Source organism: Virgibacillus sp. 6R (assembly GCF_001895305.1).
Classification (GTDB): Bacteria; Bacillota; Bacilli; order Bacillales; family Amphibacillaceae; genus Virgibacillus; species Virgibacillus pantothenticus.
Map to the genome: position 1 here is coordinate 4,076,631 of NZ_CP017762.1, position 23,449 is coordinate 4,100,079.

Consider the following 23,449-nt stretch of genomic DNA (forward strand, 5'->3'; position numbering starts at 1 on the left):
GTTCTCATTATGAGAACGGCTTTTTTGACTATTCTACCATTAGTACTAAAGCATTTAATAGGCTAGACCCCAAAAACGGGAATTTCCGTTGCTGAAGAGAGTTAGACAGCCATCTTTTTGATCAAAATTCTCTTTAGCAAATTTTTTTCGAAATATAGGGAGCATAAAAGTGTTCCTGCATCTTTTGAAGTTTTGGGCGATGATGGAGGCGAAAATCCAGATTTTTGGGCGCACTTGTCCCCTGACAGGCAAACGCTCTAATCGATATGCCCGTTTTAAGACGGATGGTACACCTCCCACACCTGAGCGATAATTAGATAGGTTTCGGTGGCGATCTGTCCCGATTTTAGAACTCGTCTGATCAGTGCGGATTTTGTTTTCACTAAACGAAATATGATACGCACGTTTTTGCTCTTTCACTTAGTATCGTTCAAATAGTGGACAGTTTTGACGATAGAACCACCATGCTTTTCTTCAACATGTCCATCACATAGCCAGGAAAGGATTGGTCCTGATCAAATAGTGTTTTTTGTACGTTTTTCTTTACGTGTTTAAACATTATCCAAAACCTCCAACGTAAAAGTGCTATTACAATTATAACGAATTTTTTCATTTAGTTGGGCGCTTTTTTGACCTTTTGGGTGAGAACCAACTTCTATCATCCCAAAAAATATAGAATAATTTTTATTTTATGGACATTTTTCTAAACAATAGAATGAAATTAGCAGTACGTCTCCAATATTTGGGGCGCTTTTTTTGTTTAGAAATCATAACCACAGATGCCCAATCTAATTGAAAATTGTATAGTGTGTGGTTTTGGATTCATTTACTTGTAATTTACAGATTATTAGCTGCAACAATATAGAAATTCCGTTTGTTCTCATAGTGGGAATATTGCGTTTAATATTCTCTGATGTGGGTATACATAAATAACCCCCAAGATAATAGGAAATTGCTGCCATCTTGTTTTCATACTTGATAACCATAGCTAGTCGATTTCCCCTTACTCACTTTTCATTTTGAAATCAGCTTGTAAACTAGAACAGAAAGGAATTGTTATGAACAAAAGTACATTGAATAACCCTGTGTTTTACGTTTCTGCATTTGTTGTATTTTTACTAGTCATTATCGGAGCTACTCTGCCAAATCGTTTTGGAGCAGTAGCAGAAAAATTGTTTCATTTTACAACGATTCATTTTGGCTGGTTTTATTTATTAGCTGTGTTTGTTTTCGTTGTTTTCCTCATCACGCTATCTTTAAGTAAGTTTGGTAAAATAAAGCTAGGAGCAACACTAACTAAACCCGAATATTCATTTTTTACTTGGATTGGTATGCTTTTTTCTGCTGGTTTTGGTGCAGGTCTTGTTTTTTGGGGAGTAGCTGAACCTATGAGTCATTTTTTTAAAACACCGTTTCCTGCAGTGGAAGCCATGAGTGAAGAAGCAGCAAGAGTTGCAATGGGATATGCGTTTTTTCATTGGGGAGTTAGTCAGTGGTCTGTATTTGCTATTGTTGGCTTAGTTATTGCCTACTTGCAGTTTAGGAAAAAACGACGAGGATTAATATCTACCTCCATTCAACCAATTATCGGAAAAAATAAATTTATTGCTGATACGGTCGATTCTTTAGCGGTTATAGCAACTGTGATGGGAGTGGCAACGTCTTTAGGGTTGGGAATCCTACAGATGAACGGAGGATTAAAATCTGTTTTTGATGTTCCGACTTCGATTTGGGTACAAATGGCGATTGCGGGAGTCATGCTCATTACATATTTAATTTCATCAAGCACGGGATTAGATCGAGGAATTAAATGGTTAAGCAATATTAATCTGGGTCTTTGTTTATTATTATTAGTGTTCGTCTTTATGGCTGGTCCGACTGTTTTTATATTAAATACATTTGTTTTAGGTCTAGGTGATTATTTTTCTAATTTTATTGGATATAGTCTTCGTTTAACCCCATACACAGGAGATACGTGGGTAAGAGAATGGACGATTTTCTATTGGGCATGGTCTACAGCCTGGTCTCCTTTTGTTGGTGCGTTTATAGCACGTGTGTCCAGAGGAAGAAGTATTCGTCAATATGTATTAGGAGTACTAGTTGTTTCTCCGGCTATCGCTTGTATTTGGATTGCAGCTTTTGGTGGTACAGCTGTATACAATGATTTAATGAATGGAACTTCTATAGCAGAAGCTGTGAATGCAGATATAGCAGTTGCTCTTTTTGAAACATATCAGCATTTACCTATGACAACAATCCTTTCCATACTTTCTATCTTTTTAATCTTTACATTTCTAGTTACTTCTGCAGACTCTGCAACTTATATTCTTGGTGTAATGACCTCAAGAGGAAGTTTAAACCCTACATTAGTTACCAAAATTGTCTGGGGACTTTTAATTACAGCTATAGCAGTGGTATTGCTGTTAGCTGGTGGTTTAGAAGCATTACAAACTGCTTCATTAATTTCTGCGCTCCCATTTACAGTAATACTATTGCTGATGATGGCTTCGTTTACAAGAATGTTATCAAAAGGTGAAAAAAAAGCGGAACAGGATAAAGAATAGCAGGAAGCAGTAAGGTGAGATCACACTTTACTGCTTTTCTTTCTTATTTATCTCGCATATAATATGCTACTAGACTCCCGTTTCAGCAGTTGGCTCATCTGTTCTGCAACAAGTCTACGTGGGAGATACAGCACCTAAATGCTCTATTTTGTAAGAGACCCTTTAGGTCATCCATTTTAACACTCAGTGGGGATGAGTGAAAATCCACGCTGATTTTCACTTTTTATAGCTGACCCGAACTCGGTGCTATTGTAAATGATGATATGGAAGTATAGCAGGCTTAGTTACCGTTATAGGATAATTTTATTAGGATGTCGATGATATGAAAGATGAATTCGTTCGGTATAAGGGAAACGATTGCTTCAGACAATGAAAAGCGATATCAAAAGCATAGGTAAAGGAAACTACGATTGTTGAAGCATTTTACTAGCGTTGCTTCGTAAAATCCAATAACGGGTTGTAAATAAGGGTTAGAATCACCAAAAAGTAGCGGATATACATAAGAACTATTGAAACAAAAAGTGGATGTTTTGTTGCCAAAGCCTTCCTTGTTCTGCGGGGAAGCCGGCAACCGAGCATCCTACAGGAAGCTGTTTTTTGCTTCCGCAGAAGTTAAGGCCCCTCCGCGTAAAAGTGTACCTCCACTGCGGGCTCACAAGCGATTATTATAAACCTTTCCTTAATAATTGCAAGCTTAACTACATTCACCGCGGAAGGAACTCCTGTACATCCTTGACAGCTTCGAAATAAATGATGATTTGACAGTCCATATAAACGTAAGTATACTGTGGTTAGCTAAGTATTTAAAATAATCATTTTCTAGGGTTCCGCAGATACAAGTAAGTAGCTATCTGGACTGGACCAAGAGAAAATGCACGGTTCATTACGTGTACACGGAGGGATAAAAGCCCGGGAGGATATCTAGCAAATATGATATCTTTCTGGGTTTTTTGTTTGCTTTTTTTAAGAGATAAGAAATCACTATGGCTCGCCAAGAGCGCAAGCCACCATCTATGATGAAAAACACTTAAAGACGGTTTTTTCATACAAAAGTATAAAATTTGTTGCTTGGGATAAGAGAATAGCCACGTCCGGCGCAAGCACCCAGCAACTAGGCAACTTCACGAATCGCCCTACGACAAGTCACCATCTGTTGTAGCTAAGAGGAAGGCCGACTAAATACGGGCTTGCCGCTCAGGCGTCGACATAGCCCTGGTTGCAGGGGCATGGTTCCTAAATCTTTAGTTGATTCGTTCCAGTTGCTACGTTGCTAAACGATCGCCTTGCGCCTTTGTTCACATGAAAGGTAATGAAGGAGTGGATTAGATAGTTTAGAGTATATAAAGTGAACCTTCAGGCAGTAGAGGATTCCTTAGCTAGCTAAAAAAAACTAATGATTAAAAAAGGTGATGTTGATGAATAAAGACTGGAATACTGTATTTCTTGCTGGATTGTTTGAAATTGGCTGGGTAATTGGTTTAAAACATGCAAACAGTTGGATGGATTGGATTCTGACGCTGATCGCGATTTATGTAAGCATGCATTTACTTGTTATCGCCTCACGCCGATTACCAGTAGGTTCAAGCTATGCAGTATTTGCAGGTATAGGAAGTGCAGGAACAGTTATAGCAGAAATAGTGCTTTTTGGAGAGCTGGTACAACCGTTAAAAATAGTGCTAATTCTACTATTAGTAACGGGAGTTATTGGTTTGAAGTTGGTAACGCCGCAAAAAGAAAAGGAAGAGGTGTCGTAATGGATTGGATTATTCTTTTTGTAGCAGGGTTTACGGAAATAATTGGCGTAACAGGTATTAATAAAGTGAATCAACGAGTGAATGCAATATCATTAATATGGTTTCTAGGCGGATTTGGACTAAGTTATATTTTATTAGGCATTGCGATGGAAACAATTGCAATGAGTACTGCTTATGCTGTTTGGACAGGGATGGGAACGGTGGGAAGTGCGCTCGCTGGTATGTTGTTCTTTCATGAGTCGAAGGATTGGAGGAGATTGCTTTTCATCGGTATGATTTTAAGTGCTGCAGTTGGTTTAAAGCTTATTTCATAGTCAATCAGCTAGAATGAAAAGGGAACAATTCTTATGTTTATGATACATTCCTAGCGGTTATACATTACTAAGAAGTAGATAGTATTGAAGGAGTGGAGTCTGGAATGGATATAAACAAAGAACTAGAATATTTAGAATCAGTGGAAAGGGAAGGGCCAGATAAAGTATTTACAATGTACTTAAATACAGACCCTTCCGACCCTGAACAGCAGGGCAGAGAATGGAAAATCCAATTTAAAAATGGGATCCGTAATTTTGAAAAGTATTTAGAAGAAGCAGATGACAAAGAAGAGCTTAAAAGTTTTCAGCAAGTGAAACAAAAAGTAGAAAAGTTTATCCGAGGTAATGAACAGCAATTTCGTAGAGGCGTTATTGTATTTGCAACTGCAGATGAAGAAGTGTGGTTTGCAACAAGGGTGCAAATGCGTTTGCAAACGGAATTTTATTGGCAGGAAACCCCTTTAGTGGAGCAATTAAAGAAACTAAAAGAGCAGTATCCAAAAACAGGAATTATATTAGTTCAACAAAACCAAGTAAGAGTCATCGAATCCTATTTAAATGAACTGGAAATGGAGAAGAATTACGAATTAGATATTGAAGTAGATGACTGGCGTGAGAAAACTGCGATGGGGCCTGGTAATCCAACCATCCAAAAGGATGACTTGAATGCCCGCTTTGAAGCTAATAAGCACCGTTGGTATAAATCATTGGCTCCTAAAATAGATAAACAGGCGAAAGATAGAGCTTGGGAAAATATAATTATCATAGGTGAACCAGGCCAGGCTCAGGCATTCCAAAACCAAATGACAAAGCAAGTGGATGAAGTAATCAATAAAAATATGTTGGATCATGAGGCGTCAAAAATATTGGGAGAAATATTTGGGTAAGGAAACGAGAGTTTGGTGCTTACCAGACTCTCGTTTCCTGAGTGGTTTTAAACTGAATAGCATGATTAGACCGATAACACCAGTGCTACTGGCAAAAGCGAAACGATTAACGACAAGCTAATATATCCAATTGCTTTGTTGAATTGGTGTTGGAAAATTAATTGTAATGTTTCATTTCCAAATGTCGAAAAAGTTGTATACGCTCCGCAAAACCCTACTCCTAATACCAGCCACCATGTATGTGGAAGAATTCCCCTTGTGTAAAGATGCACAAAAAAAGCTAAGAGTAAGGACCCAGTAATGTTCGCCAGCCATGTCCCAATCAATCGTTTGTGAGTTGTAATAGATAGCTGGTAACGAGTAATGCTTCCAAAAAAACCTCCTAAAGCAACGAACAAAAAACTCATACTTCTGCCTTCTTTCTAGTATGTATGGAAAACTGATAGCCCATATAACAAAATAATAGACCTCCAATAATACTAAGTAAAACATACATAATGGCTAATAATACGTTGTTACTCCAAAGCTCGATTGTTTCAACTGCAAACGTGGAGAAAGTGGTAAACGAGCCAATTAATCCAGTAGTTAAGGCTGTGAACAATGCAGGAGATAGTCGCTCTTTTATTTGCTTATGATTTAATAGCAAACTTAACAAAAAACAACCGAGCAAATTGGCGCATAAAGTAGCAAAGGGGAAGCCCTTTGCTGTAAATATAAAAGATATACAATATCTCCCCATTGCACCAATCGCTCCGCCAATTCCAATTGCTGTCATTGTTTTTATGCGAGTGCTAATTTGCATCCGGGACACCTTCCGTAAATTTCAAATTTATGTCCTTCAATCGAATAGTCTGTTAATAGTTGCTCCACTTCTTCCATTGGACAAATATCAATTTCTTTCGTTTTACCACAATCTTTACAAATAAAGTGGTGGTGATGATGGTGTACACAATTCATTCGGAAATGTTTTTCTCCATCTAATTCTGTAGTTTCCAAAATACCAAGGTCATGATAGAGATGAAGATTTCGATAGATGGTATCAAAGCTAATACCAGGATAGCTTTCCTCTAAATGCGTGATCAAATCTTTAGCAGTGCGATAACCATCTGCTTTTTCAAAAAAAGATAGGATATCTTTACGTTTTCCCGTCATTTTATAGCCTTTTTTACGTAAAAGTGTGACAGCTTCATTTCTATTCATATAGCTTCCCTCACTTTGTTTTTTACTCTAGTAACTTATTATTGGTCAGCAAGAAGGAAAATGTGTGTTGCTTTCCCTACATTACATTGAAAATTTGAACTAGGGCTTGCTAGCTATACAGCTTTCGATCGGTACCGTTTCGCAACAATGGAGATTAATAACAGTGCAATAGCTACCATCACAATCGTTCCTCCAGGTGGTATACTTAAATAATACCCAGTTATCAATCCTATCATAACAGCTATTTCACCAAATACAACAGATAAAAACACCATTTGCTTAAATCCCTTCGCAAATCGCATACTTGCTGCAACTGGTAGTGTCATTAGAGCAGAAACGAGCAAAACACCAACAATTCTCATAGAAACAGCAATTACTAAAGCAGTTAAAACAATAAATAGCAGATGAATCGCTTTTGCATGTAGTCCTGAAATAGTTGCATGTTCTTCATCGAAAGATAAGTTGAATAATTCCTTGAAAAATAATACGATCATAATGATAATGAAAATTGCGATCCCCGCAATAGCGTAAAAGTCGCTTTTACTCACTGCAGAGACAGAACCAAATAAATAATTAAATAAATCGGTATTAAATCCATCTGCTACAGAAATAAAAATGACACTAAGTCCAACTCCACCCGATAGAATAATCGGTATAGCTAGCTCTTGGTATGCTTTATAAACGCCACGCAGCTTTTCGATCAATATGGAACCAACAACGGAAAAGACCATTCCGCTATATAATGGACTGATCATAAGCGCAAATTTTTTCTCTAGTAATAAACCAAATGCAATTCCAGCTAATGTGACGTGTGACAGTGCATCTGCGAGCAGTGACAATCTCCTGACCACAATAAATGACCCTAATAAAGGGGCAATTAAGCCAATTATTATTCCGGTAAACAGTGTGTTTCTTAAAAAATCGTATTCCATAAAATCTACTAGCATATGACTTCCTCCAAATCAATGGTCATGTGTTACTAAATGGATGTTGTGACCGTAAATATGCGACCATTCTTCGTTCGTTAATGATTTATATGCCTCTGGCTTACCATGGAAATGCAAGGTTTTATTTAAACAAGCAATTTCTGTAGCTTGTTCTGCTATTGTTCCAGTGTCATGTGTTACCATAAGCATTGTAATTCCTCTATTGCGGTTTAAATGGTCAAGCAACTCATAAAAACGTTGCACATTTTCATTATCTACACCTACCGTCGGTTCATCTAAAATGAGTAGCTCGGGATCACTGACTAAAGACCTGGCAATAAAAATTCGCTGTTGCTGCCCGCCCGATAAATTACCGATATTTTCGTGCGTATATGCTTCCATTCCAACTTGGGCGATTGCTTCCAGGATTTTTTCTTTATGTTTCTTTTGGAAAAACCTTAAATAGCCAATTTTAGCTGTTAATCCCATGGATACTACTTCATAAACGGTTGCCGGAAACCCTCTATTAAATGCGTTTGCTTTTTGTGAAACATAGCCAAGCTTATTCCAGTCGTTAAACCTTTCAATCGGTTGGCTGAATAGACGGATGTTCCCGCTATCAGCCTTTTGCAACCCGAGAATTAATTTAATAAGCGTGGTTTTACCACCCCCATTTGGTCCAACTAACCCTATAAAGGAACCTTGAGGTACAGAAAAATGGATATGATCTAACACTTTCTTATTTTCATAGGAAAAACTAACATTCTCCATAGAAATAACGGCTTCACTCATCATTTAACCCCCTTACAAGTAAATTGCTCGATCAAGTATTAAGATGTTACTTGATCGAGTGTTTCTAGGTTTTTTTTCATAATCGAAAGGTAATCTTCATTATTTTCGAGATCTTTTTCTGTTAAGACAGACAGATTATGAATGGTAGCAGTTTTTGCTTGAATGTGTTCTTGAATAACCTTCGAGACACGATTGGACGTATTTTGCTCGAAAATAATATAATTAAGGTTATATTTTTCGGCTTGGTCAATGATTTCCGTTAATTCTTTCTGTGATGGTTCATTATTAGTAGACAACCCGTTGATGGCAATTTGTTCTAGACCATATCGTTCCTCCCAATATCCGTAAGCCGCATGGGATACGAGAATATGCTTGTTTGTTTTTGCTTCTAAGACAGTTTGAAAATCATGATCCAGTGACTGTAATTGTTCTTTTAATTTATTAAAATTAGCTTGATATAGATCCTTTTCGTCAGGATTGAGCTCGATTAATTGATCCTTAACGATTTCAGATAATTCGATCATTCGCATAGGGTCAAGCCAAATATGTGGGTCATGGTCTCCATGAGAATGACCGTCATGGGCTCCCTCTTCATCAGAATAACCGTCGTTATGAGCTTCGGCTTCGTCATCATGGGATTTTTCTTTATCAGAATGCGCTTCTTCTTCATGTGAATGACCACTCGCATCATTCTTGGTTCCTTTGTCAAAAAGATGCTCGTTTTTTCCTAGCTCGATAAGCTTGACGTCCTCTGAGTCCAATGCGTCTGCTGCACTTTCAGCAAACCCTTCCATCCCTGCACCCAAGTAAATAAATGCATCACTTCTAGCTATATTTGTCATATCTTTTGAAGTTGGTTCATACGAATGGGCATCGACTCCTGGTGGATAAACGGAGTGAACATCAGCGGTTTCCCCAGCAATTTGCTCTACAGCAAATTGAATCGGATAAATCGACGTGTATATGTTTAAATCCGTGTTGTTTTCAGTGGAACCATCTGATTTAGTACAACCGGCAACGAATAAAGTAATCAAACCAAGGATAAGTATGGCAATGGATGTTCTTTTCAATAGTTGTTCCTCCTCTTTAAAATATCTTCTGTAATATAATATCGTAATCATTCCGAAATGTAAATAGGAATGATTACGATTATTTTTCGGAAAATAAATATGCCTTAGAAAATATGGCGATCACACATAAAATCTGTAAAGTACAATACTAATCAAAACTATATGTACTATATAAAACAAGTTAGTTCGTAATAAAGTTTGCTTTATCAACGGAAAGAAGTGAAGCAATTTACGAAACAGCAAATTGTATGAACGCAATCTTACGGTTGTTTTTTATTATCTAAGCAGACAAATAGCGTTTAAATAAAAAAACTGATAAAAAAGAAGGAAAGGAAAAAGGATTTTTTCTAATTCGAGGAGTGAATATAATGGAAAAATATCGATTGGACCCGACGAAAGGACTGGAATTTGGTCTCTATACCCTTGGAGACCATTTACCGGACCCTCACACGGGGAAGAAAATATCTGCTGAACAACGTATTCATGAAATTATAAAGTTAGCTCAATTAGCAGAACAGGCGGGTATTGACTTTTTTAGTGTGGGAGAAAGCCATCAGGATTATTTTGTTACGCAAGCACACGCTGTTGTGTTATCGGCAATTGCCCAGGCAACGAAAAAAATTAAAATTTCCAGTTCTTCGACCATTATAAGTACGTCTGATCCGGTTCGTGTATATGAGAATTTTGCAACGATTGATCTAATCTCGAAAGGAAGAGTGGAAATTGTCGCTGGAAGAGCTTCACGAATTGGACTATTTGATTTATTGGGTTATGATATACGTGATTACGAAGCGTTATTTGAGGAAAAATTTGATTTATTACTACAAATCAATGATTCAGAGCAAGTAAATTGGGAAGGGGAATTTCGTGCACCTTTAAAAAATGCTAGCGTGCTTCCACGACCATTAAATGGGTCCATGCCCATTTGGCGAGCGGTTGGTGGGTCACCTGCCAGTGCCATAAAGGCAGGATATGCAGGAGTTCCAATATATCTTGCTCATCTAGGAGGGCCAGCAACCAGCTTTAAACAATCCATTGATGCTTATAGGGGTGCCTTAAAACAGAGCGGGTATAACCCAACGGATTTTCCTGTTGCAACTGCTGGCTTTTTCTATGCAGCGGAAACAACACAGCAAGCGCTAAGAGACATGTATCCGCATATTAACGAAGGAATGAAATTAACGAATGGGCAAGGATTTCCAAAGCAGCATTTTGCCCAAGGTGCACATGAGCATAATGTAATGAATATCGGAAGTCCCCAACAAATCATTGAGAAAATACTTTATCAGCATGAATTGTTTGGGCACCAGCGTTATATTGGACAAATGGATTTTGGTGGGATGCCATTTGATAAATTGAAGAAAAATATTGAAATCATCGGTACAGAAATTTTACCTGCTATTAAGAAGCATACCGCACGAAAATAAGGAGGAATACGATGAAGATTGTCGGAATATCTGGATCACGTATTGGAACGAAGACAAAAACAGCTATGGGTTATACACTCCACGTATTGAAGGAAAACTACTCAGAGGTAGAGACCAAATTAATCGACTTAGCCGACTATGAGATACCGTTTAGTGACGGGAGGCATTATCTGGAATACGAAGGGGATACAGGTGAAATATTGCAGGTCATTATGGAAGCAGACGCACTGATTATTGGTACGCCAATTTTCCAAGCATCTATCCCAGCTTCATTAAAAAACATATTTGACCTTCTCCCTGTCAATGCTCTCCAAGATAAAGTTGTAAGCATGGTTATAACAGCAGGTTCTGCCAAGCATTATTTAATAGCGGAACAGCAATTAAAACCGATCTTAGGCTATATGAAAGCACAAATAGTCCAAACCTATGTTTTTATGGAAGAAAAGGATTTCTACAACCAACAAATTATTAACGATGATGTAGTTTTCCGTATTGAACGTTTAGTGGAAGATACTGTTACCCTCACCGAGACGTATGCCAACATCCGCCAAACTAAAGAAGCAAAGTATGGATTTTAGCAAGTGTTTTAACATGGATGGTGCGAGTTATGCTAAGCTTTTAGTAATGCTCAACGCTAGACAGAAAAATATCCCGTATATAGGGTGCTGTAAGTATCCCACTTTTGTAGTTGGATAATCTGCATTGCAACAGTCTAAGTGAGAGATAACACCACTACCTAAATGCCCTATTTCGTAAGCGGCCTTGAGGTCATACCATTACGGTACTAACAACCAGCAGGGGATGAATGAAACCCCCTACGATTGAAGATTTACTTGATCTGCGGACAAAGAATATTTTAGTATATCGTTTACTTCATTTAGTGGAAGAGAAAGTAAACCTCCACTAAATGAAGTTTGTTTACTCTGAATGTAAGATTCCATGAAATTCCCCTTCAAATTAACGATAAAATCTAAGTGGGAGATACCGGCGCCAAATACTCGCTTCACCCAATTTGGTAAGATGAAAATCACTAAACGATTGCAACAAGCCCAGGGAAAGCTACGTTAGCAACGCATTCGCTCGCGCAGTAAAATTGTTTTCTATTTCAAGGGAACTTAAGATATTAGCCGTTGGTTTATTTCTATTCGTAGAAGGAGGAGGAATCACTACTGAATGAAGTATAACTTTACTCCATAAAAAAATGTTTATAATTGTTGCGAAATATCAGTAAATACTTTATAGTTATAATTAAGTAGATAGGAGACTATCTTTTTATTTTCGACATAAAATGAATGAGTATTCATTCAAAATGTGGATGGGAGGATAAATTATGAAGCAATCAATCAGGCGTGCAGCTGTTTTAGGATCTGGGGTAATGGGATCGGGGATTGCAGCACACTTGGCTAACGTTGGTATACCAACGCTCATGCTTGATATTGCACCGAAACAGTTAACGAAAGAGGAAGAAAAAAAGGGGTTAACCTTAGCTGATCCATCTGTTCGTAATCGAATTGCAACAGACAGCAAAAAGGCATTATTAAAACAAAAACCTTCACCCATTACAACCAAAGAAAGCCTTGATTTAATCGAAGTAGGGAATATGGAAGATGATATGGAAAAGCTCGCTGATGTAGATTGGATTATCGAAGTTGTTGTTGAAAACTTAGATATTAAACGAAAAGTATTTGCAAATGTAGAGTCATATCGCAAAGCGGGAACGATTGTCAGCTCAAACACTTCGGGCATATCCATAGAAGCAATGTCCAGTGAATGTTCTGAAGATTTTCGTAAACATTTCCTTGGCACGCATTTTTTTAACCCACCGAGATATTTGAAATTGCTTGAAGTTATACCGACTAAAGATACTGATCCTGAAGTACTTGCATTTATGAAACAGTTTGGTGAAAACGTTTTAGGGAAGGGAGTCGTTGAAGCAAAGGATACACCTAACTTTATTGCCAATCGGATTGGTACGTACGGTTTGCTAATTACTGTTCAAGAAATGCTTCGTGGTGGTTACAGTGTGGGAGAAGTAGATTCTGTAACTGGACCGATGATTGGAAGAGCAAAAAGCGCAACATTCCGTACTCTTGATGTCGTTGGCTTAGATACGTTTATTCATGTAGCTAAAAATGTATACGACCAAGTAGACGGAGAAGAAAAAGAGGTATTTACTGTGCCAGACTTTATGCAAACTATGCAAGAAAAAGGCTGGTTAGGCGCTAAAAGCGGTCAAGGTTTCTTTTTAAAGAAAAAGGGCAAAGACGGTAGCACGATTTACGAATTGAATCCAGAAACATTGGAATATGAAGAACGGAAAAAGCTAAAAACAGCAGCAACGGAGATGGCAAAGCAGGAAAAAGGATTACAGCGTAAATTGAAAACGCTTCTATCACAAAAAGATGATCGTGCAGGCGCGCTTGTTTGGTCGATCTTAAAGCCAGTATTCCTTTATGCTGCCGAATTAACTGGTGAAATTGCCGATGATATTGCGGCTATCGATGATGCGATGAAGTGGGGCTTCGGCTGGGAATTAGGACCATTTGAGACGTGGGATGCAATTGGGTTACGTAAGTCAGTAGAACGGATGCAAACGGAAGGGGAAGTAATTCCTAAATGGGTTTTACAATTATTAGAGGAAGGTAACGAATCTTTTTATAAAACAGAAAATGGAACTGTTTATTATTATGATCAAGGAACGTATAAAGAAAAGTCAGTTAATCAAAAAGAAATTCATTTACGGAGATTAAAAGAGGCGCAGGGGGTCATTAAAAAAAATACCGGAGCTAGTCTGATAGATTTAGGCGATGGTGTAGCATGTTTAGAGTTCCACTCAAGAAGTAACGCCATCGGCTTAGATATTATACAAATGGTTCACTTTGCTATTGATGAAGTGGAGAAAAACTACGAGGGGCTTGTCATTGGTAATCAGGGTAAGAATTTCTGTGTTGGGGCTAACCTTGCCATGATGCTGATGGAAGCTCAAGATGATAATTTCTTTGAACTGGATATGGTGATTCGTCAATTTCAAAATATGACGATGGCAATCAAATATGCGAATAAACCTGTGGTTGTTGCTCCATTTAATATGACACTTGGTGGCGGTGCGGAAGTTTCATTACCAGCAGCCTCTATTCAGGCCTCGTCGGAAACGTACATGGGACTTGTTGAATTTGGTGTTGGGCTGATCCCTGGAGGCGGTGGCACGAAGGAATTATATTTAAAAATGCTCCGTCACTTGCCAAAAGGGATTGCATTTGATGTTACGAAGGTTGCAAATGATGTATTCGAAAAAGTAGCAACAGCGAAAGTGTCCACTTCTGCTGCTGAAGCACGTGAAAATGGCTATTTAGATCAAGGTGATCGGATTAGTGTTAATCCGGATCATCTCTTACATGACGCAAAGGAAAATGTGTTAGCACTGGCTAAATCTGGTTACCAGGCTCCAAAAAGAGAAAAGATCCCAGTAGTTGGAGATGCAGGTTATGCAGCTATGGTATTAGGCGCTAAAAACTTGCATTTAAGCGGCTATGCATCAGAGCATGATGTAAAAATGGCAGAGAAACTAGCTTATGTTTTATCAGGTGGACGTATTCAAGAAGGAATAAAGATAGATGAACAAGTAATGCTAGATTTAGAACGAGAGGCATTTTTAAGCTTGATCGGTGAGCCAAAAACGCAACAACGGATGCAACATATGTTGGTCAAAGGGAAACCATTACGAAATTAACTAAAGGGGGAACTATTGTGAAGGAAGCAGTAATTGTTGCGGGTGCAAGAACCCCTGTAGGTAAGGCAAAAAAAGGGTCACTCGCTCATTCGAGGCCAGATGATCTAGCGGCACTAACGATTCAGGAAACGCTAAAACGCGCTGGCAACTATAATGGAAATATGGATGATGTCATCATTGGTTGTGCCATGCCTGAAGCGGAACAGGGAATGAATATAGCCCGAAATATTGCTGGGCTTGCAGGCCTAAACCATGATGTTCCAGGAATTACGATTAATCGTTATTGCTCATCAGGGTTGCAAAGTATTGCTTATGCCGCAGAACGAATTATGGTAGGAGCTAGCGATACGATCATTGCAGGTGGCACAGAGTCGATGAGCCTAATTCCAATGGGTGGTCATGTTATTAAGCCAAATTCCAAACTTGTACAAGATGCACCAGGATATTATATGAGTATGGGGCATACAGCGGAAGAAGTAGCAAATCGGTTTCAAATTTCTAGAGAAGATCAGGACGCCTTTGCAGTACGAAGTCACGAACGAGCTGCCAAGGCTATAGAAGAAGGGAAATTTACCGATGAAATTGTTCCTGTTGAGGTAACGCATCGATTTATCAATGATCAAAATAAACCAGAAGAAAAGAAAGTGACGTTTGCGATGGATGAAGGGGTGCGTCCTGAAACGTCTACAGAGATATTAGCTAAATTAAGACCTGCTTTTCATGTTAAAGGAACGGTCACAGCAGGAAATTCATCGCAAATGAGTGATGGGGCAGCATCGGTTTTAGTAATGAACAGGGAAAAAGCAGAAGCGGAGGGATTAACACCGATCGTTAAATTCCGTTCGTTTGCCGTAGCCGGTGTTGAACCAGAAATTATGGGCGTTGGCCCAGTGGCAGCAATTCCAAAGGCATTGGAAATTGCAGGCCTTGAATTATCAGATATCGATTTATTTGAATTAAATGAGGCATTTGCATCGCAAGCTGTACGTGTCATTCAAGCTTTGGATCTGGATATAAATAAGGTAAATGTAAACGGCGGTGCGATAGCACTAGGGCATCCGCTTGGGATGACAGGCACGAAGCTAACGTTATCGCTTATGCATGAAATGAAACGTAGGCAAGTTCAGTATGGTGTTGTAACCATGTGTATTGGGGGCGGCATGGGAGCAGCAGGTATTTTTGAGCTGTTATAGGGTAGAAACGACGACACTTATATAATAATAGGACATTACAAGAGGTAGATGTTGTTACGGGGTGTAAGTTTTTTAAGGGGAAAATTTCAGGACTTAAAAAAGCATAGAAAAGGGGTTTATATATATGAGCGAAACAAAGGAAAAGGTATTTAAAGGCGGCGGTTTTTTAGTTGAGGACTTAACAGCAGATGATGTCATTACTCCAGAGGATTTCACGGATGAGCATAAAATGATTGCAAAAACAACGGAAGAATTTGTAGTTGGTGAAGTCATTCCAAAAGTCGACCATCTAGAAAATCATGAATTCGAACATTCAGTAGAATTATTGAAGAAGGCTGGGGAGCTTGGTCTGTTAGGGGCAGATATTCCAGAAGAATATGGCGGTTTAGCATTGGACAAAATTAGTTCGTCATTGATTACGGAAAAATTTGCTCTTGCTGGTGGCTTTTCGGTCACCCACGGTGCGCACGTAGGGATAGGTTCATTACCGATTGTATTTTTCGGAAATAACGCACAAAAGGAGAAGTATTTACCCAAACTGGCTACTGGAGAATTGTTAGCTGCATATGCTTTAACAGAACCAAGCTCAGGGTCTGACGCTTTAGGTGCAAAAGCTACAGCGGTGTTAAATGAAGCAGGAACACATTATATTTTAAATGGGGAAAAGCAATGGATTACCAATTCAGCTTTTGCTGATGTGTTTATTGTTTATGCCAAGATCGATGGCGAACACTTCTCTGCATTTATCGTGGAACGTGAATTCCCTGGAGTATCAACTGGACCTGAAGAAAAGAAAATGGGAATCAAAAGCTCCTCTACTCGTACATTAATATTGGAGGATGCGGAAGTACCAGTGGAAAACTTATTAGGAGAAAAAGGTCGCGGTCATATTATTGCTTTTAATATTTTAAATGTTGGACGTTATAAGCTGGCAATTGGTGGTGTTGGTGGGGCTAAACGGGGCATTGAATTAGCTGTGAAATATGTAAATGAACGAAAACAGTTTAACAAGCCAATTTCAAGCTTTTCACTAACAAAAGAGAAGCTAGCGACGATGGCAGCAGAAACATATGCAAATGAAAGTGCAGTATATCGTACTGTTGGATTATTTGAACAACGGATGGGAGCACTTACGGATGAGCAATTAAATGATGGTAGAGAAGTTGCTAGAGCGATTGCAGAATATCAGATTGAGTGTTCTATGAATAAGTATATGTGCACAGAACTTTTGGATTTCGTAGCAGATGAAGCTGTTCAATTACATGGTGGCTATGGCTTCATGCAAGAATACGAGGTAGAGCGGATGTATCGTGATTCACGCATCAACCGCATTTTTGAAGGAACGAATGAAATTAACCGTTTGTTAGTTCCTGGAACGCTGTTGAAAAAAGCAATGAAAGGTGAACTTCCACTACTGCAAAAAGCCCAATCCCTTCAAGAAGAACTAATGATGCTAATGCCAGAAGAAGTGGGCACTGCTGCATTAGAGCAGGAAAAACATTTACTCAAAAATGCGAAGAAAATGGTCTTACTTGGTGCAGGTTTAGCAGCACAGAAATTCATGCAAAACATCGAGCATGAGCAGGAAATCCTTGTAAATCTGGCTGATATGGTAGCAGAAGTTTATAATATGGAGTCAGCTATTCTTCGTACCGAAAAAGCAATCCATCGAGATGGAGAGGAAAAGAGTAAGCAAAAATTATGGTATACACAAGTTTACGTGCAAGAAGCGTTTAACCGTATGGAGGCAAATGCTAAAGAAACGCTAATCGCAGTAGAAGAGGGAGACACACTACGAATGATGCTTTCTACCTTACGTAAATTAACACGTCATACACCAACAAATGTGATAGCAAGAAAACGGGAAATCGCCGCTGCTATCATTGAAGAAGAAAAATATACTTTATAAAAAGGGAATAAAAAGACGGGCTAAATCTATGACTATGTTAGATTAGCTCGTCTTTTTTCCTTGTAATAATTGATGGAGGCTTGTTAAGCAAAAAGCGAAACAAGAAATACCTGCTAATTCCTTATAAAGGCTCTCGCTATTTAATAGGAAAGGGTAGCTAAATGTATAGAACCTCTACGGGCTTAATTTAGGAGTCGAGAGGTCAGTATCCAGGGATGTCGGCTCACGCTTTTCATTCTATCGTCAGCAATAGGTTTGCGTTTGATGTATCTCCAGCTTTTCTCCTGCTTTACTGGAACGGGCGAGTTTCCCTCTTCGTTGCAAAGTTAAGATTAGAAAATTATCATCTCCTATTTTTCGTGCGATAGGCGTTTATAGTAGAACTTGTCGAACGATGCCCAAATTTTCCTAAACTAACTTCTTTCCCGACATTAAACAGCGAAGCTAGCTTAGCGATCAAGATTATCATTAAGGTTATCTTAATCCCCTTAGAGCATTCAAATTATACTATCTTCCATTTGAATATTTAAACGTTGTGGACAGAAAAAAATATGGATAATTGGTTCTGATTCATGGATTTAAATGTAAATTCGCCGAAGTTCACAAATAGACAATCTCTAAAACTTACGCATTTTGCTAACGAACAAGATAAAATTGCTTCAAGTTATACGATTTAATAGTTTAAGTATTTAACATCAGTTTGCAGGTTTTTAATAAATACCCCTTTTCATCAGGTAAGCCAAGGACATAAGCAAATTCGATATAGCAAAAGCCGAACTATCCATTTATCCTGCATATAAGGCGCTGTAAGACTTCCACTTCAGGAGTTGGCGATATCATACAACCACAAGCTAAGCTAGAAGATAACGGCACCTAAATTCCCGACTCGTTTAGTAGCCTTTAGATTATACTCTTGTGGTACTAAAAATAAGTAGGGGTTGAAAGAACTCACAGCGATTGAAGATTCACTTTATGGTTCGTTTTTTTAATCAGCTGTGTTAGTTATGTCCTAATCTCTTCTGTATTTGTTATTCCCCTATGCACATACATTTGTATATTTGTATAAAGCATTTTTTATGAAAGGAAAAGGAAATCTTCGCTAGATTAGGATTTTCAGCTCTTGTTTTTTAAAACAATGTAAAGTTACCAAAAAGTGTATTTAAGCAATATTGTAAAACGGACTCATTTTATTCGAATAACATTTGTCTATTTTGGTATAATGGAACATATTATTGAATGGGGGTTGCAATTTGATGTTAACTTTCTATTGGTATCCGAATTGCGGTACATGTAAAAAAGCAAAGAAATGGTTAGAAAATCAACAAGTGAATTATAAGCCTATACATATTGTCCAAAACCCGCCTACTAAAGAGGAATTACTTGATCTAATCCAGAAAAGTGGGCTGCCCGCAAAGAAGTTTTTTAATACAAGTGGTAAGAAATACCGAGAGCTGAATTTAAAGGAAAAAATAGCAGATGCTACAAACGAGGAAATGGCAGAAATATTAGCATCGGACGGTATGTTAATTAAGCGACCAATCGTAACCGATGGCTCTCAAGTGACTGTTGGATATAAAGAAGAAGAATTTGCAAAAAATTGGCTGTAAGGATTGCTTGTTTATTTTATACGATAAGAGAGTATCAAATTAGGTGCTTGGAGATAACGAAATAACCGAATAGCCACGTCCGGCGCATGAGCCCAGCAACTAGGCGACTTTAGAAATGCGCCCTACGATAAGGCCTCAACGGTTCGCAAAGAGGAGGGCCGACTAAAAACGGGCTTGCCGCTCAGGCGTCGGCATACCCCTGTTTTTAGTGGCATGATTCCTTTATCTTTAGTTGATTCGTTCCATCCGCTACGTTGCTAAACAGGCGCTTGCACCTTTATTCCGGGTGTAATGCAAGTTTTTTAAAGTGACTATTTATTTGTAACTGAATGGACTAGATTTTCAAACAGTTTCTATAGAGAATATAGAAAATAAATACTGGATAAATGACTCTGAACCTTGTATAGTGAAAGTGGAATATATCATTTGGAGGGGAATATATATGAGCGTACCAAAGGAATTACTATATTCAAAAGAGCATGAATGGGTAAAACAAGAAGATGGAAATGTACGTATTGGTATTACTGATTTTGCCCAAGACGAATTAGGAGATATTGTATTTGTTGAACTTCCTGAAGTTGGTGATGAATTAGAAATCAATGAGCCTTTTGGTAGTGTAGAATCCGTGAAAACGGTGTCGGAACTATACGCTCCCATCAGTGGTAAAGTAGTCGAGGTAAATGAAGAATTGGAAGACAGTCCTGAATTTGTAAATGAATCACCATATGAAAATGCATGGATGCTTGTTGTAGAGCCAACAAATGAAGCCGAATTGGACGATTTATTATCTGCAGAAGCATATGAAGAAATGATAAGTGAATAAATAATTCAATAGCTGATATGCAATATTTTGCAATCAGCTTTGTTTTTACTAAAATAAATGTAACGAAATAGAAAAGTTAGGATTGTTTATTTAAGGTTCTGTTATAAAAAAGTTTGACTATAAAGTGATACTGTTTCATTTTTTAAGTAAATCAATCAGCAAGTACTTATATACTTAAATAATTAGTCTGAACATCATGATGTTAAAATGGCTCTTTTTTCAAGATACGCATAAATGGAGAACGATTAATAATTGGATGATTTTAACATAAACTACAAGCGAATCATGGATGACAATGGACATAAATGAATTGCAGAAGACTTATTTTTATTATATAATGATACGTTAAAAAGTCAGACATCCACTACGAGCATAACATTCATTTTGCAAAGCACATACCATTGTTCGAACTGTATGTAAATGGAAATTTGCTCTGTTTTTTGAACGGCATCTAATAATAAAACAATGCTCTCTCTGCATATGCAAGCTTGTCGCTTGATTTTCCAAGGAGTGCTATGTGATGATAACAGATGGATCAGAGAAGGTTTTGATTGTGGAAGGGTTAACGGATAAAAAGCAAGTAAATAAAGTACTTGCGGAAGATTTGACGATTGTTTGCACAAATGGAACCCTCGGGGTGGAACGATTTGACCAAATGTTGGAGGAGTACGCATTAGATGATAAGGAAGTTTATATTCTTGTAGACGAAGACCCTTCTGGTATGAAGCTTCGTAAACAATTAGCAAGAGAATTACCCCATGCCGAGCATGTATATGTAAGCAGTGAGTACCGGGAAGTCGCAACCACGCCGGAAAATGTTTTAGCGCAAGTATTAGTAAGTAAAAGAATAGCGGTTAACCCTATCTTTTTGATTTAAATTACAGTAAAAAGGTGATAGTTTGCAACAGGTAACAAAAGTGCAATTGCAGCAATCTGATTACTTTCTCTATATTTTCACGCCGCTTTGCGGAACTTGTAACCTAGCTAAAAGCATGTTGCTTAAAATTGAACAAATGCAAAAGCAAGAAGTGTTTTTAGAAATGAACGCTTCGCTACATCCAGAATTTATGCAAACATATCAAGTGGAAAGCGTACCTTGTTTGCTTATTAAGAAAGATGGACAAATAGTAGAAAAAATTTATGCGTTTCGAGATGTGGCAAATATTTATCAATATTTGTTAAAGCATAAACCGGAAATGTTTGCATTCTAATACAATAAATGTCTCTTCACCATTGTTTGTGATTTAATTTTACAAAAAGTGATGATGAACCCAAAAAAGTATATTGACAGATGGAAAGCAACATGCTATTATAGTGTCTATTCCAATTAAATAATAATTTACTCTTATCTTGAGCGGTGGAGGGACTGGCCCAGTGAACCCGCGGCAACCTTCAAATAGAACTATTTGAAAGGTGCTAATTCCTGCAAGGTGATAAACCTTGATAGATGAGGGGACATTTTGACATTCATACGTCTTTCTGTTCTCTTCAGAAAGGCGTTTTTAATTGCTTATATGGGCATAATAGGAAGAGCTAAGAAGGAGGAGTAGGTGTGATATCGATTGAGGGTTTGCGTAAAGTTTTTACTGCAAACAAGACAGAAACAACAGCTGTAGACGATGTTACCCTGTCGATTGAGCAAGGAGATATCTTTGGTGTGATCGGTTATAGTGGTGCTGGAAAAAGTACATTTGTACGATTAATTAATCGTCTAGAAGAGCCAACAAGTGGAAAAGTTTATATTAATAAGCAGGAGATAACTGCACTCAAAAAGAATGAGCTGCGTCTGGCAAGACAAGATATTGGAATGGTGTTTCAACATTTCAATTTACTATGGTCACGCACGGTAGAGGATAATATTGCTTTCCCATTGGAGATCGCTGGAGTTGAAAAAGAAGAAAGGCAACAACGTGTGCAATCATTAATTGATTTAGTTGGCTTATCTGGCAAAGAGAAAACATACCCTTCGCAATTAAGCGGTGGACAAAAGCAACGAGTTGGTATAGCACGTGCATTGGCAAATAAACCTTCTGTATTACTTTGTGATGAGGCAACATCAGCTTTAGATCCTGAAACAACGAATTCGATATTGGATTTGCTTGTTGATATTAATAAGCAGTTAGGGATAACTATTATTTTGATTACGCATGAAATGCATGTCATTCGGAAAATATGTAACCATGTTGCCGTTATGGAAAATGGAAAAGTAGTGGAGCACGGCAATGTTTTGGACGTATTTTCTCATCCGAAAAACAATGTTACGAAAAAGTTTGTCCAACAATTGATGGGGGATGCTGAAGCTGAGAATGAGTTCGAACATCTAATCAACACATTTAAGCAAGGCAGGCTTATTCGTCTTCATTTTGTTGGCGAAACAACAAACGATGCTTTAATCAGTAAGCTTGTGAAAACATACGATATTGATATTAGCATTTTACAAGGAAAAATTACTCGCACACAAGCTGGAGCGTATGGTACTTTATTTATCCAAATGACCGGTGATGAGGCAGAAATCGCTAAGGCAATCCAGCACGTGTCTGAAGAAACCTCTGTGGAGTTGGAGGTGATCCGTAATGTTGACTGACCTATTTTCTACAATTAAAATAGAAGATTTTATGGAAGCAACTTATGAAACATTTTATATGACGATTATTGCACTAATCGGGACATTTATTTTTGGCATCATGCTTGGCTTGCTATTATTCCTTACAAATAAGGGGGGGTTATGGCAAAATAAGTGGATTAACTTTTTAACAGCCACTTTCGTGAATGTGTTTCGCGCCATTCCATTTATTATATTAATACTGCTCTTATTCCCATTTACCGATTTTATCGTTGGGACGATCCGTGGTCCTAATGCTGCGTTGCCGGCATTAATCATCGGCGCAGCACCATTTTATGGGCGGCTTGTCGAAATTGCTTTAAGAGAAGTGGATAAAGGTGTTATCGAGGCTGCCAAAGCGATGGGAGCAAAAACAAGAACGATTATTTTTAAAGTATTGTTACCTGAAGCGATGCCTGCATTAATTTCAGGTATTACGGTTACGGCGATTGCACTTATTGGCTATACAGCAATGGCAGGTGCCATTGGTGCTGGTGGATTAGGAAGCTACGCCTACTATTCCGGATTCCAGCGCAGAGATTTTGATATCGTCCTGCTTTGTTCCATTATTATTGTACTGATCGTATTTTTATTTCAATTTATTGGTGATTTTATTACACGCAAATTAGATAAAAGATAATTCAAAAACGA

At 38.1% G+C, this 23,449-nt stretch carries 23 protein-coding genes and 2 riboswitches; of the genes, 15 read left to right on the top strand and 8 right to left on the bottom strand.

Annotated elements, in window-relative coordinates; translation table 11 throughout:
* Positions 1–54 precede the first annotated feature (54 nt).
* Together BKP57_RS23475 and BKP57_RS23185 are read right to left on the bottom strand one after the other, a co-directional pair.
* Positions 55–420, bottom strand: a complete 366-nt coding sequence (locus BKP57_RS23475; RefSeq protein WP_072742140.1) for a transposase — start codon at positions 418–420, stop codon at positions 55–57.
* 10 nt (positions 421–430) lie between these two features.
* Positions 431–559 (bottom strand): hypothetical protein, encoded by a 129-nt coding sequence (locus BKP57_RS23185; protein ID WP_257786691.1) that lies wholly within the window; start codon positions 557–559, stop codon positions 431–433.
* Between the two features lie 499 nt (positions 560–1,058).
* On the opposite strand from BKP57_RS23185, the gene BKP57_RS18455 reads away from it, so the two are divergent.
* The 4 genes from BKP57_RS18455 (at position 1,059) to BKP57_RS18470 (ending at position 5,519) form a co-directional block, all read left to right on the top strand.
* On the top strand, positions 1,059–2,564 hold the full coding sequence (locus BKP57_RS18455) for a BCCT family transporter (protein ID WP_050352401.1): 1,506 nt from the start codon (positions 1,059–1,061) through the stop codon (positions 2,562–2,564).
* Between the two features lie 808 nt (positions 2,565–3,372).
* A riboswitch (guanidine-I (ykkC/yxkD leader) is annotated at positions 3,373–3,482 on the top strand.
* Between the two features lie 497 nt (positions 3,483–3,979).
* On the top strand, positions 3,980–4,318 hold the full coding sequence (locus BKP57_RS18460; RefSeq protein ID WP_050352402.1) for a DMT family transporter: 339 nt from the start codon (positions 3,980–3,982) through the stop codon (positions 4,316–4,318).
* Entirely contained in the window at positions 4,318–4,632 is a 315-nt protein-coding gene (locus BKP57_RS18465) for a DMT family transporter (protein WP_050352403.1), read from the top strand. The genes BKP57_RS18460 and BKP57_RS18465 overlap by 1 nt, the downstream gene beginning before the upstream one ends.
* A 104-nt stretch (positions 4,633–4,736) precedes the next feature.
* Entirely contained in the window at positions 4,737–5,519 is a 783-nt protein-coding gene (locus BKP57_RS18470) for a VLRF1 family aeRF1-type release factor (RefSeq protein WP_050352404.1), read from the top strand.
* A gap of 65 nt (positions 5,520–5,584) precedes the next feature.
* On the opposite strand, the gene crcB (BKP57_RS18475) is transcribed toward BKP57_RS18470, so the two are convergent.
* The 6 genes from crcB (BKP57_RS18475) to BKP57_RS18500 all read right to left on the bottom strand — a co-directional run bounded on the left by crcB (BKP57_RS18475) (position 5,585) and on the right by BKP57_RS18500 (position 9,507).
* Entirely contained in the window at positions 5,585–5,926 is a 342-nt protein-coding gene (crcB, locus tag BKP57_RS18475) for a fluoride efflux transporter CrcB (protein ID WP_050352405.1), read from the bottom strand.
* Positions 5,923–6,321 (bottom strand): fluoride efflux transporter CrcB, encoded by a 399-nt coding sequence (gene crcB / locus BKP57_RS18480; RefSeq protein ID WP_232231235.1) that lies wholly within the window; start codon positions 6,319–6,321, stop codon positions 5,923–5,925. The genes crcB (BKP57_RS18475) and crcB (BKP57_RS18480) overlap by 4 nt, the downstream gene beginning before the upstream one ends.
* Positions 6,300–6,719, bottom strand: coding sequence for a Fur family transcriptional regulator (locus BKP57_RS18485; protein ID WP_050352406.1), 420 nt, complete (start codon positions 6,717–6,719; stop codon positions 6,300–6,302). The genes crcB (BKP57_RS18480) and BKP57_RS18485 overlap by 22 nt, the downstream gene beginning before the upstream one ends.
* Before the next feature lie 113 nt (positions 6,720–6,832).
* The gene (locus tag BKP57_RS18490) at positions 6,833–7,666 is read right to left on the bottom strand and encodes a metal ABC transporter permease (RefSeq protein ID WP_050352407.1); all 834 of its coding nucleotides are present in this window, start codon (positions 7,664–7,666) and stop codon (positions 6,833–6,835) included.
* A 15-nt stretch (positions 7,667–7,681) separates the two neighbouring features.
* Positions 7,682–8,437 (bottom strand): metal ABC transporter ATP-binding protein, encoded by a 756-nt coding sequence (locus tag BKP57_RS18495; protein WP_072742141.1) that lies wholly within the window; start codon positions 8,435–8,437, stop codon positions 7,682–7,684.
* 38 nt (positions 8,438–8,475) lie between these two features.
* Positions 8,476–9,507: a metal ABC transporter solute-binding protein, Zn/Mn family gene (locus BKP57_RS18500; RefSeq protein WP_072742142.1), complete on the bottom strand. Its 1,032-nt coding sequence runs from the start codon at positions 9,505–9,507 to the stop codon at positions 8,476–8,478.
* Between the two features lie 368 nt (positions 9,508–9,875).
* Here BKP57_RS18500 and BKP57_RS18505 point away from each other — a divergent pair, with 368 nt between their 5' ends.
* From BKP57_RS18505 to BKP57_RS18555, 11 genes are all read left to right on the top strand, one after another.
* Complete coding sequence (locus tag BKP57_RS18505) at positions 9,876–10,934, top strand: LLM class flavin-dependent oxidoreductase (RefSeq protein ID WP_072742143.1); 1,059 nt, start codon at positions 9,876–9,878, stop codon at positions 10,932–10,934.
* A gap of 11 nt (positions 10,935–10,945) precedes the next feature.
* Positions 10,946–11,512, top strand: a complete 567-nt coding sequence (locus BKP57_RS18510; protein WP_072742144.1) for an NADPH-dependent FMN reductase — start codon at positions 10,946–10,948, stop codon at positions 11,510–11,512.
* Positions 11,513–12,264: 752 nt separating this feature from the next.
* Positions 12,265–14,664: a 3-hydroxyacyl-CoA dehydrogenase/enoyl-CoA hydratase family protein gene (locus BKP57_RS18515; RefSeq protein ID WP_072742145.1), complete on the top strand. Its 2,400-nt coding sequence runs from the start codon at positions 12,265–12,267 to the stop codon at positions 14,662–14,664.
* 17 nt (positions 14,665–14,681) lie between these two features.
* The gene (locus BKP57_RS18520; RefSeq protein ID WP_072742146.1) at positions 14,682–15,857 is read left to right on the top strand and encodes an acetyl-CoA C-acetyltransferase; all 1,176 of its coding nucleotides are present in this window, start codon (positions 14,682–14,684) and stop codon (positions 15,855–15,857) included.
* Between the two features lie 124 nt (positions 15,858–15,981).
* Positions 15,982–17,766 (top strand): acyl-CoA dehydrogenase family protein, encoded by a 1,785-nt coding sequence (locus BKP57_RS18525; RefSeq protein WP_050352414.1) that lies wholly within the window; start codon positions 15,982–15,984, stop codon positions 17,764–17,766.
* A gap of 1,250 nt (positions 17,767–19,016) precedes the next feature.
* Positions 19,017–19,373, top strand: coding sequence for an arsenate reductase family protein (locus BKP57_RS18530; protein ID WP_050352415.1), 357 nt, complete (start codon positions 19,017–19,019; stop codon positions 19,371–19,373).
* 442 nt (positions 19,374–19,815) lie between these two features.
* Entirely contained in the window at positions 19,816–20,196 is a 381-nt protein-coding gene (gcvH, locus tag BKP57_RS18535) for a glycine cleavage system protein GcvH (protein WP_050352416.1), read from the top strand.
* Between the two features lie 520 nt (positions 20,197–20,716).
* Entirely contained in the window at positions 20,717–21,073 is a 357-nt protein-coding gene (locus tag BKP57_RS18540; protein WP_050352417.1) for a toprim domain-containing protein, read from the top strand.
* Positions 21,074–21,095: 22 nt separating this feature from the next.
* Entirely contained in the window at positions 21,096–21,407 is a 312-nt protein-coding gene (locus BKP57_RS18545; RefSeq protein WP_050352418.1) for a thioredoxin family protein, read from the top strand.
* A 131-nt stretch (positions 21,408–21,538) separates the two neighbouring features.
* Positions 21,539–21,650: riboswitch (SAM riboswitch) on the top strand.
* A gap of 98 nt (positions 21,651–21,748) precedes the next feature.
* Entirely contained in the window at positions 21,749–22,780 is a 1,032-nt protein-coding gene (locus BKP57_RS18550) for a methionine ABC transporter ATP-binding protein (protein WP_050352419.1), read from the top strand.
* Complete coding sequence (locus BKP57_RS18555; RefSeq protein WP_050352420.1) at positions 22,770–23,438, top strand: methionine ABC transporter permease; 669 nt, start codon at positions 22,770–22,772, stop codon at positions 23,436–23,438. Before BKP57_RS18550 ends, BKP57_RS18555 begins: the two co-directional genes overlap by 11 nt.
* Positions 23,439–23,449 lie beyond the last annotated feature (11 nt).